We start from the raw sequence: 10,839 nt of genomic DNA, 5'->3' as shown, positions 1-10,839 counted from the left end.
ACTAATCCTACGGGCTTCGTCACAAGTATGCCGGGCGGGGTCTCGCCGTTTAACACGGCGGCCCAGAGTTGGAGTTCGGCGCGGTGGCGATTGAAGTCGCCAGCCAACAGGCTTTGACCCGGCAGCTTCTCGCAATGCACCCATTGCCCGACAGAGCATTGCGCAACCATGTCACGAGAGAGATCGCCGCAGCACGCTTCAGAGAATGATACCCGGCTCATTTTCATCCGATGGCGCGACCAAGGTATTTCGGTGCCCGCAGAGCCCCGACCTCGCGACGCGGCATGCCACGGATTTCCTTTCTCAGACGGTACGCCCTCCGTCGACCTCCAGGATCACGCCGGTCAGGAACTCTGCCTCATCCGAGGCGAGGAATGCGGCGGCGTTTGCCACGTCGCGGGCTTCTGAAAGGCGGCCCATGGGGATGGTCTCGATAAATTTCTCGCGGTTTTCAGGCGTGTCGGGCATCCCCATGAAATTCTCCAGAAGCGCCGTCGCCCCCATGACCGGCGCTAACCCGCAGACGCGGATCTTGTCGGGCGCCAGTTCGACCGCCAGAGACTTGGTCAGGATGTTCGCCGCGCCCTTGGACGAGTTGTACCAAGTCAGGCCGGGACGAGGACGGATGCCTGCGGTGGAGCCTACGTTGATCATCACGCCCGGATTGGCCTTGCGCCAGCGGGGCACGATGGCCTTGGTCATGTGGAAGATCGACATGACGTTCACGTCATAGATCTTTCGCATGGTCTTTTCGTCGGTTTCCATCAATGGCGCGTTCTTGTTGGACCAGCCCGCATTGTTAATCAGCGTGTCTATGCGGCCAAACTCGTCCATCACCGTGACGACGGCCTTTTCCACCTGGTCGGCCTTGGTCACGTCGCAGGTGACCGCGATGGCCCCGTTGCCGATCGTCTCTGCAACGCGTTTTGCGTTCTCGGCGTCGATATCCACGACCGCGACCCGCGCGCCCTCATCGGTGAATTTCCGGGCGATGCCCTCGCCGAAGCCCGAGGCTGCGCCGGTCACGAAGCAGCATTTGTCTTTCAGTCTCATGTCTCTCTCTCCGTGTGGTTCAGGCCGCTTCGCGGTCGGGTTCAGTGATCTCGCCGCGCTCGATGACCAGCGTGCGTTCGGCGAAGCTTTTCAGCAGTTTCGGATTGGATTCGGTAACGATGACGGTCACGTCCCGGTCGATGTCGCGCAGACGTTTGAGCGCATCGCCGTAGCGTTGAGCCAGCGCAGGCGCGAGGCCCTGGAACGGCTCGTCCAGCATCAAAAGGCGCGTGCTCAGCATCAAAGCGCGCCCCAGCGCCACCATCTTGCCCTGTCCGCCCGACACGGCGCCAGCGGGGCGGTCGGCCATCTCTTTCAGCTCTGGTAGCACCAAGTAGACCTTGTCCAGCCGGTCGGCGCGTTCTGCGGCATCCAGCCCGGCGACCTCTCCCGGCAGCAGGATGTTTTCTTCGACCGTGAAGCCGGTGAACAAGCGCCGGTCCTCTGGCGCGTAGCCGATCCCCAGCGCAGGGCGGCGCGAGGGCTTCATCTTCGTGATATCCTGTCCGTCCACCAGGATCTGTCCGCGCACATCCGTAAAGCCCATGACGCTGCGCAGGGTGGTGGTCTTGCCCGCGCCGTTGCGCCCGATCAGGGCGACGGTCTCGGCGGCGGCGATCTTCAGCGTCAGGTCGCGCAGGATGGGAACCTTGCCAATGAAGGCGTCGGCGTTCTTGAATTCCAGCATCAGGCGGTCTCCTCTCCGATAACGTCGCGGATCACGTCAGGATGGGCGAGGATTTCCGCAGGCGTGCCGCGCATCTGGACCTCTCCCGAATTCCACACAGCGACCTCGTCGGCGTAGTTCTCGACGATCCCCATGTCGTGTTCGACGAAGACCGCCGTGACATCGGCCTGCGCGAGGGCCTTCACGAGGATGTCCATGATCTCGAACTTCTCGGAGGACGCCACGCCGGAGGTCGGCTCGTCCATCAGCAGCAAGCGCGGCTTTAGGGCGAGGGCCACCGCGATGTCGATCAATTTGCGCTGACCTTCGGACAGCTCATCCACGCGGGCGTCAGCCACGTCAGTGCAGCCCACAAGCTCAAGCAGATCCTGCATCTCCGAGCGTTCGGGCTGGGACTGCATCTGCAACAGTGGGGACTGGCGGCCTTCGCGCGCCGAGACGGCGATCATAAGGTTCTCCATCGCCGTGTGCTCTCCGAACAGTTGCGGAATCTGGAAGGCACGGGCCACGCCGCGCTGCACGATCTTGCGCGGTGGTAGCCTGGTCACGTCTTCCCCCCGGAAGAACACCTGGCCCTTGGATGGCTTCAGCCAGCCGGTGCAGATGTTCAGGAAGGTCGTCTTGCCGGCGCCGTTGGGGCCGATGATGGCAAGGTTTTTTCCCTCGTCGATCGTCAGGTTAACGCCGTCCGCGGCGACGACGCCGCCGAAGCGGATCTCAAGCCCGCGTGCTTCCAACAGGGGATCGGTCATTGGCGGGCCTCATTTGGGCTGTGCGCGGTGGGGGACGGGTCGCGCCGGGACAGGCGGTTCGCGATGGCGGTATAGATTCCGGCCAGGCCACCCGGCGCGAAGAGGATCACGACCAGAAGGAAGACGCCCAGAACCAGCTGCCAGATGTCGGCGGCGAAAGCGGCGGCGTAGGCGCGCACGATTTCGTAGGCCAATGCGCCGGCCACCGCGCCGGGGATCGAGCCTGCGCCACCCAGAACGGCGATGAACACCATCTCGCCCGAGCGGATCCAGTAGGCGTAGCTGGGCGTCACGATCCCTTGGGCCGTGGCCACGAGGATTCCACCAATGCCACAAAGCGCCGCGGACAGAACGTAGCCTTTCAGCAGCGTGGTCCGGGCCGAGACGCCGAGGTACTCCAACCGTGTCTCGTTTGTCTTCACGGTCTGGAACAGCTGGCCGATGGGCGAGCCGAGGAAACGCAAGGTGAACCAGCCGAGGCCGATGGTCAGCGCCAGCGTCAGGTAGAACAGCAACAGCTCGAACGGAGCGCGATCGAGCGACAGGCCGAGGACGGTCGGGCGGGGCAGACGCAGCCCGTCCGCGCCGCCGGTGTAGTGGTAGAACTTTTCGAGGATCGACCAGAAGATCATCGAAAACGCCAGGTTCAGCATCCCGAAGAAGATGCCCCGATAGCGCACCACGAAGAGGCCGACCAGAAGCCCCGAAAGGGCCGCGCCAGCGGTGCCTGCGATCAGCAGCAGAACAAGATCGTCGAGCGACGTGGCCGCTATGAAGGCTGCGGCGTAGGCGGAGATCCCGAAGAACAGGGCGTGGCCGAAGCTGACCTGACCGGCGCGCAGCAGCAGCGTGACGCCCATGACGGCGATGGCCTTGGCCAGCGCCAGTGTCAGCAGGATCTGCAGGCCGGGCGCTGCCATCGGCACGAACAGCAAAAGCAGAAGCGCAAGCAGGGGAAGGAAATGACGGGTGCTCATGGTGGCTCCTTAAATCTTACGCGCGGCGGGGCTGCCGAACAGTCCCTCGGGGCGGACCAGCAGAACAGCCAGCATGATGAGATACGGCACCAGCACCTGCAGTTCGGGATAGGTGTAGGTCGCCGCCGACCGGCCAAGCCCGATGAGCAAGGCGGCGATGGCCGCGCCCTCGATCCGGCCAAGGCCCGCAGTGGCGACGACGGCGAAGCTGAGCACGATCATCTCTGCCCCGATGCCGGGCAGCACCGAAGTGGTGGGCGACGCCAGCGCGCCGCCAAGGCCCGCAAGTCCGGCCCCGACCACGAAGGTCAGCAGATAGACCCGGTTGGCGTCGATGCCGATCGCTTGCGCAGCCTCGCGGTCTTCGGTCACGGCGGTGATCAGGCGGCCGGTCAGGGTGCGTCGCAGGAACAAGCGCAGTCCGATCAGCGTCAGCGCGGCGACGACCGGCAGCAGGATCAACTGGTAGACGGTGTAATAGACGCCGAAGACCTGGATATTGCCCAGCATCTGCAGCGCAGAAGATTCGAAATAGGGCTGGTTGCCCCAGACCAGACGCTGAACGTCCTCCAGGATCATGAAAACCGCGAAGGTCACCAAAAGCTGCAGAACCTCTGGCTTGTGATAGATCCGCCGAAGCAACAGGTATTCGATGGGCCCGCCAAGCAGGATGCCCACAAGAGCAGCGGCGATCAGCATCAGCGGAAAGGCCAGGATCGGCGCGTAGCCAGCGGCGAAGATCGCGCCCCCGATTGAGGCCGTGAGGTAGGCTCCGATGGCGTAGAGCGAACCGTGGGCCACGTTCAGGATCTGCAGCACGCCGAAGATCAGTGTCAGGCCGACAGCAACCATGAAGACGAGCGCGGCGTAGGACAGCCCGTCGAAGATCGCCAGAAGGATTAGCGTATAGTCCATCGAGACTCCCCCGAAGTCAGTGCGATAGGGTAGGGGCCCGGCAGTTCGCCGGGCCCGGCGGGATCAGTCGAAGGTCGTCGGTTCGACCTGCTGGACGAACTCCGGCGTCAGCGACGAGACCCACTCGATCGAGCTTTCACCGACCGGGGTGGTGATCGTCTCTCCGTCGAAGATCATGATGTTTTCCAGCGTGGCGAAGGGATAATCGCCCGTCTGAACGGTCGTGCCGACGATCTGCGCTTCGATGCCCTGGTGATCCTCGGCCCGGATCGTGACAGGGCGGCCAAGGCCCTGGAACTCCAGCCCTTCGTAGGCCGCGATCAGCGCCTGATCGTCGGGCCACACGCCGTCTCCATCCTCGATGGCCTTGGCGTAGGCCGCTTTCAGCGCCTCGAAGGCCTGCACCATGTGGAAGACCGAGTAGATCGGGTACGATCCGGTGGTCTCCTTGAACTCGGCGACGAAGCTGTCGAAGTTCTCCTGCCCGACCATCTCGGGGTGCTCGAAGTAGTGGTCTCCACGGCCGCCGATGATGACGCCGTCCGGAAGGGCCGATCCAAGCGCTTCAAGAGAGCTTTCGCCAAGCCCCAGGATGAACTGGCTCTGGTTCACCAGGCCACGTTGGGACGCCTGCTGCACGAAAGTGTTCAGATCGCCGCCCCAAGACGTCGACAGGATCACGTCAGGACGGGTGGCCGACAGGCGGCTGATCTCGGTCGAGAAATCGGGCGCGCCGAAGGCTGGAAAGAATTCGCCCACCACCTCGACATCGGGCTTCATCGCCTTCAGCGCGGTCGAGAAGATCTCCCAGCTGTCGCGGCCCCAGGCGTAGTCCTGATTGACCACGGCGATGGTCTGGAAATCGGGCTTGGTCTTCAGCAGGTACAGAACCAGCGCCAGCATGTCCCCTGTGGCGTGGCTTTGGGTGCGGAAGACGTAGTCGTATTCGCCCTCTTCGAACACACGCTGCGTGCCGCAATCCCACATGATATTGATGACTTCCAGATCCTCGGCCAGCGGCGCGATCTGCATGCAGTTGCCCGAAGAGATGCCCGAGAACATGATGTCCGCGCCTTCGTCCTGCACCTGACGGCGGTATTCTGCGGTGAAGGCCTCTCCGCCCGCGCCTTCGTCGATGAAGTTCACGCGCACGGGCACACCGTCGATGCCACCGGCCTCGTTCAGGTCTTCCACCAGCATCTCTGCCGCGTCGCGCGCGGGCACGCCGAAGACCGAGGCAGGGCCGGTCAGGAACGTGGCGATTCCGATGGTGATCTCTTCAGGCTTGTCCTGCGCGTGGGCTGCTGAGGCCAGAGCGCTGGCCAGAATGGTCGCGCCAAGAAGCGTTCTCTTGAGCATGGTTTATCCTCCCAGATGTGCCGTTTCCGGCGGTGTGATCTGGTCGAATTGAAGCGCTGGGCGGACGGCGCGTCCAATACGCAGACCCGTTGGCTGCCAGAGGCAAACGCTCTACCCGGCCTTGCGCGGCACGAAAAACGGCGCCGCAGGGCTGCGACGCCGTTTCGTAACTTCCTGGGAAGGCGATTAGATTTTGACCGAAACGCTTTTCACGTGAGAATAGTGGTGGATCGCGTCGATCCCCTTTTCCCGCCCGTAGCCGCTGTTCTTGTGGCCGCCGAAGGGCGTCTGCACCGACATCGTGTTCCAGACATTGACGAAAACCTGGCCCACGTTGATCTCGTCCGCCACCCGCAGCGCGCGCGACACGTCGCGGGTCCAGAGTGTGCCGATCAGCCCGTAGTCGCTGTCGTTCGTGATGCGTATGGCGTCGTCGGCGTCGTCGAATGGAATGGCGACAAGGACCGGGCCGAAGATCTCTTCCTGCGCGATGCGCATGTCATTACTGACATCGCCGTAGACGGTGGGCTGTACGTAGAAGCCATCTTCGTGATCAGGCACCTTTGCCACGTCGCCACCGGTCAGGCACTTCGCCCCGTCCTGCTGGGCGACGCCGAAATACTCCTGCACGCGTTTGAACTGGGCGGGCGTGATCAGGGGCCCTAGGCTCTCACCCGGGGTCACCTTCTGGGTCTCGGCCACGACCTTTTCCATGAACGTGTCGTAGATGGAGCGTTGGACCAGAAGCCGCGTGCCCGCCGAGCAGACCTGACCGGCGTTCAGCGTGAAGCCTTTCACGGCCTCTGCCGCGGCGACGTCCAGATCGGCGTCCTCGAAGACGATATTTGCGGACTTGCCGCCCAGCTCCAGCGTCAGGGGGATGATGCGCTCGGCGGCGATGTGGCCGATGGCGCGGCCCACGCCGACCGACCCGGTAAACGCGACCTTGCGGATCTGTGCGTGGCTGACGATGGCCTCTCCGACCGTTTCACCCGTGCCAAGCACCACGTTGATGACGCCATCGGGAAAACCAACCTCGGTCGCCATTTCGGCCATTGCGATGGTGGTCCGCGAGGTGATCTCGGAGGGTTTGCAGACGACCACGTTGCCCGCGACGAGGGCGGGGGCGACGGCGCGCGCGGCCTGGTTCATGGGCAGGTTCCACGGGGTGATGACACCCACGATGCCGTAGGGCTCTCGCTTGGTAAAGACGTGCTGGTCTGGCGCCACGTCCAAGAGCTCACCCGTGGGCAGGTAGACGAGGCTGCCGTAGAACTCGAAATAGGCGGCGGAGCCTTCGATCTCGGCCCGTGCACCGGCCATGGGCTTTCCGGTATCGGCGCGCTCCATCTCGGCCAGCATATCGGCGTTGTCGCGGATCTTCCGCGCCATCGCCAGCATCAGGCGGCCGCGCTCTGCGGCGACCATGTTGCGCCATCCCTTGGCGGCACGTGCGGCCGCCTGAACGGCCGAGTCAACCTCTGACGCGCCCCCTTTGGCAACCAGCAGGCCGGGCGCTCCTGTCATGGGGTTGGTGATTTCCATGTAGTCGCCAGAGGCCGGAACCGACGCCCCGTCGATCCAGTGGTTCAGCTGCTCAAGCTCGATAGTCGATTGCGTGTTCATGTCGAACCTCCTTGGGACCGGGTCGGTCACTTGATCTTCAGGGTGATGCCGCCGTCGATGGGCAGCTCGATCCCGGTGATGGATTTCGCCTCGTCCGATGCCAGAAAGACGGCCGCATGGGCCACATCCCATCCATCGCCCATGTGCCCCACGGGCACGAGCGCGTCGCGTTGGCGAACCATTTCCTCGGCGGAACCATAGACCGAGACCACGTTCTTCTGATGTATCAGCGGCGTGTTCATCAGGCCCGGCAGGATCGTGTTGCAGCGGATGCCCTTGGGTCCGTAGTTCAGCGCGATGTCGCGCGTGAAGGCATTCACAGCCCCCTTGGAGGCTGTATAGCTGATGCAGGGATAGCCCAGCGAATGGGTCGAGGCGATCGAGCTGACGTTGATGATCGCGCCTTTGCCCTGTTCCACCATGATCGGCAGGATGTGGCGGCAGGTCAGATAAATCGACTTGACGTTGATCGCCATCAGCCGGTCCCACTGCTCTTCGCTCAGCTGCTCGGGCGTGCCCGGATCGATGATGCCCACGTTGTTGTGCAGCACGTCGATGCGGCCGAAGGCGTCCATGCAGGCCTGCACCGTTGCTTCGACCTGATCGGCCTTCGACACGTCGCAGGTCCGCCCCTCGATCGTGCCGCCCTCGTCGCGGATGATGCCCACCACCTCGTCCAGCGCCTCTTGATTGATGTCAGAGGCGTAGACCTTCGCGCCTTCTCGGGCGAACTGCACGGCGGCGGCCTTGCCGTTGCCCCAGCCCTCGCCGATGGATCCGGCGCCGGTGATGAACACCACCTTGTCTTTCAATCTCTCTCCCACAGGCGAACCTCTTGCGTAATCTTCAGTTGCCGGAAGGATCGCAGCAGGGCCCGGGTCGCGCAAATACGGATCGGCTCTGATCTGTATAGGCGCAGCCTCTAGCGCGGGGCAGGGGATCAATCTTCGGCCAGCATTGTGCCCTGGTCGGCCTTCCAGATCCCGCGTTGCACCAGGTCAAGGATGACCGACAGCGTCACGCGCTCCAACTCCCGGCTGGCCTTGGTGACCGGTTTGGCGGGGTTGCGCACAAGATAGATGGGGCGGACCATCTGCGGGTCAGTGATGGGCGCCATGACCAGCTCTTCGCGCTCCAGAAAATCCTGCGCGGCGGCGGGGGCCAGAATGGTATGCGCCGATCCGCGCGACACCATGATCTTGATCTGGCTCAGCGCGTCCATTTCCGTGCCGACGGTGAGCGTCACGCCGCTGGCCTTGGTGAACCGGTCGATCATCGTGCGCAGCCCGTGGTGCTGCGAGGGCAAAATCAGATCCAGCCCCTGCAGCTCAGCGAGTTTCACGGGTGTGCCCGGCGCGGTTTCGAAGGGCCAGTTGTCAGGGGCCGAGAAGAAGCACAACTCTTCCGTCATCAGCTTGGTGTGCGTCAGATGGCGTACGGCGGAAACGTCGTACAGAAGGCCGAGGTCGATGGACTGGTCTTCCAGCCAGGTCTGGATGAATCCGCTCATCGCCTCGATGGCGCGCAAGCGGACCTTGGGCAGCTCCAGCCGGGTGGTTTCTGCCAGCGGGACAGACAAAACCATGGAGACAGAGGAGGGCAGGCCGAATGTGACCTCTCCCATGGGTTCGGCGCCCGACTGCCGCACCGCCTCGACCGCCTGTTCCAGCGATCCGGTGATGGCGCGCGCGTGGGCCAGCAGGACTTCTCCAGAGGCGGTCAAGGAGACCCCGCGCGGCGAGCGTTCCAGAAGCGTGACGCCCAGCTCCCGCTCCAAAGTCAGCACATGCTGCGACAAGGACGGCTGTGCGACGGATACCCGAAGGGCCGCCGCGGACAATGAGCCTTCTTCCGCGATCGCGATGAAGTAGCGTAGCTGCTTGATGTCCACGATTCGTCCTCCTGCGGGCGGAAGGATATGGGGCTTTTCCGCGTCGGGGAAGACCGCCACGAAGCGCATCGGGCTAGACATTTTGCCTATCGGGGGTGTCGGAACTCGGTCTTACCGTGACCGACGGGCCTGCTGCTAGATTGGCGCGAACCCGGTTTTCCGGGACGAAAGACGCTCCAGGGAGGCCCTATGACCGACATCATTCTGCACCACTACGACTTGTCCCCCTTTTCCGAGAAGGTCCGCCTTGCGATGGGTCATAAGGGTTTGGACTGGCGCTCGGTCATCGTGGAGTCCGTCCCGCCGCGTCCGATGCTTGACCTGCTGACCGGCGGCTACCGCCGCATTCCCGTTTTGCAGATCGGTGCCGATGTGTTCTGCGATACCGAAGTGATCTTCGCCGCGTTGGAGCGGGTGAAGGCCACGCCCACCCTGTACCCGCAGGGAGAGGGGATCGCGAAGGCGCTGTCTCTGTGGTGGGATCGCGCCACGTGGAAGCCCGCCATCGGCGTGCTGGTCGCCCATATCGGAGAGCACCTGCCGCAGGAGTTCATCGACGACCGGCGCGATCATTATCTGGGCTATGATGTATCGAAAGAGGGCATGGCCCCGATGCTGCCGACCTATGTTCAGCAGCTGACAGCCTACGGTGAATGGCTGTCGTCGATGCTGTCCCAGAATGGCCCGTTCCTGACCGGCGACAGCCTGAGCGCGGCTGATCTGACTTGCCACCATTCGCTGTGGCTGTTGCGCGCCAATGCCGGTGCCGATGCCATAGACGCGCAACTTCATCTCGGGTCTGACGTCACCGATTGGATGGACCGGGTCGCGGCGGTAGGCCACGGTTCGAAGACCGACATGGCCTCCGAAGAGGCCGTGGCAGCGGCGAAGGCGGCAGAGCCAGATCCCGCTCACCTGCCGCAAGGGGAAGACCCCAGCGGCATCGCCATGGGCACGCGGGTCACCGTGACGCCGGATGATAACGCACGTGTGCCGGTGACGGGCACCATGGTTGCGGCCAATGCGCAAGAGGTCGTCGTCGCCATCGAGACAGAAGAGACAGGCACCCTGCACGTTCATTTCCCGCGCGCGGGATTCGAAACGCTGCCGGTTTGATGACACGACAAGGAGAGAGACATGACAGAACTTGCGAACACCCCGAACAAGAAACGCGCCGCTGATTACTTCAAGGCTTTCGCCTCCAAGGATCGGGAATGGCTTGAGGCAAACGTCGCCTCGACCTACCGCCGGAACGATACCAACCTTCCGTTCGAGGTGGTGGGGCCGCAGGGCGTGTTGGACTTGGGCGATGTCCTTTTGGGGGCCTTCTCGGAGGTCGAACTGGATATTCAGGACATCATCGAAGAGAACGACAAGGTGCTGGTGCGGCTGCAATTCCGCGGAATCCATGACGGCCCGTTCGGCGATCATCCGGCGTCCGGCAAACGGTTTGACGTGATGGTGCTGGATTTCTTCCGCATGGAGGACGGCAAGATCGCCGAGCAATGGCCCGCCATCGACAACCTTGGGCTGCAACAGCAGATCGGTATGATACCCGTCTGACTCCTGTCGGACCCT

General features: G+C 63.3%; 11 protein-coding genes and 1 pseudogene. 2 read left to right on the top strand and 10 right to left on the bottom strand.

Translation table 11 applies throughout. The annotated features are described in order from the left end of the window. Nucleotides 1-5: 5 nt before the first annotated feature. The 10 genes and pseudogenes from AN189_RS19575 to AN189_RS07810 form a co-directional block, all read right to left on the bottom strand. Nucleotides 6-265, bottom strand: a pseudogene (locus AN189_RS19575) (hypothetical protein); the annotation flags it as partial. A 38-nt stretch (nucleotides 266-303) separates the two neighbouring features. Next, nucleotides 304-1,053, bottom strand: coding sequence for an SDR family oxidoreductase (locus AN189_RS07850; RefSeq protein WP_056033704.1), 750 nt, complete (start codon nucleotides 1,051-1,053; stop codon nucleotides 304-306). 19 nt (nucleotides 1,054-1,072) lie between these two features. Beyond that, entirely contained in the window at nucleotides 1,073-1,741 is a 669-nt protein-coding gene (locus AN189_RS07845; protein WP_056033701.1) for an ABC transporter ATP-binding protein, read from the bottom strand. Then, on the bottom strand, nucleotides 1,741-2,493 hold the full coding sequence (locus AN189_RS07840) for an ABC transporter ATP-binding protein (RefSeq protein WP_056033698.1): 753 nt from the start codon (nucleotides 2,491-2,493) through the stop codon (nucleotides 1,741-1,743). Before AN189_RS07840 ends, AN189_RS07845 begins: the two co-directional genes overlap by 1 nt. Beyond that, nucleotides 2,490-3,470, bottom strand: a complete 981-nt coding sequence (locus AN189_RS07835; RefSeq protein WP_056033695.1) for a branched-chain amino acid ABC transporter permease — start codon at nucleotides 3,468-3,470, stop codon at nucleotides 2,490-2,492. Before AN189_RS07835 ends, AN189_RS07840 begins: the two co-directional genes overlap by 4 nt. A 9-nt stretch (nucleotides 3,471-3,479) precedes the next feature. Next, complete coding sequence (locus AN189_RS07830; RefSeq protein ID WP_056033691.1) at nucleotides 3,480-4,385, bottom strand: branched-chain amino acid ABC transporter permease; 906 nt, start codon at nucleotides 4,383-4,385, stop codon at nucleotides 3,480-3,482. Between the two features lie 63 nt (nucleotides 4,386-4,448). Continuing rightward, a complete protein-coding gene (locus AN189_RS07825; protein ID WP_056033687.1) occupies nucleotides 4,449-5,744 on the bottom strand; it encodes an ABC transporter substrate-binding protein in 1,296 nt (431 codons plus the stop codon). A 186-nt stretch (nucleotides 5,745-5,930) separates the two neighbouring features. Further along, nucleotides 5,931-7,370: an aldehyde dehydrogenase gene (locus AN189_RS07820; protein WP_056033684.1), complete on the bottom strand. Its 1,440-nt coding sequence runs from the start codon at nucleotides 7,368-7,370 to the stop codon at nucleotides 5,931-5,933. Between the two features lie 26 nt (nucleotides 7,371-7,396). Continuing rightward, nucleotides 7,397-8,167 carry an SDR family NAD(P)-dependent oxidoreductase gene (locus tag AN189_RS07815; protein ID WP_216597731.1) on the bottom strand — a complete coding sequence of 257 codons (771 nt, stop codon included), beginning with the start codon at nucleotides 8,165-8,167 and terminating at the stop codon, nucleotides 7,397-7,399. Between the two features lie 143 nt (nucleotides 8,168-8,310). Beyond that, a complete protein-coding gene (locus AN189_RS07810) occupies nucleotides 8,311-9,342 on the bottom strand; it encodes a LysR family transcriptional regulator (protein WP_253279577.1) in 1,032 nt (343 codons plus the stop codon). Between the two features lie 108 nt (nucleotides 9,343-9,450). On the opposite strand from AN189_RS07810, the gene AN189_RS07805 reads away from it, so the two are divergent. Both AN189_RS07805 and AN189_RS07800 read left to right on the top strand, forming a co-directional pair. After that, a complete protein-coding gene (locus AN189_RS07805; RefSeq protein ID WP_056033678.1) occupies nucleotides 9,451-10,377 on the top strand; it encodes a glutathione S-transferase family protein in 927 nt (308 codons plus the stop codon). A 21-nt stretch (nucleotides 10,378-10,398) separates the two neighbouring features. Further along, complete coding sequence (locus tag AN189_RS07800; protein WP_056033674.1) at nucleotides 10,399-10,824, top strand: ester cyclase; 426 nt, start codon at nucleotides 10,399-10,401, stop codon at nucleotides 10,822-10,824. Nucleotides 10,825-10,839: the final 15 nt, after the last annotated feature.

Origin of the sequence: Loktanella sp. 3ANDIMAR09, assembly GCF_001420005.1 — a bacterium.
Lineage (GTDB): Bacteria > Pseudomonadota > Alphaproteobacteria > Rhodobacterales > Rhodobacteraceae > Loktanella.
The sequence above is the reverse complement of the archived record's forward strand: the minus strand, read 5'-3'. Positions and strand labels throughout refer to the sequence as shown.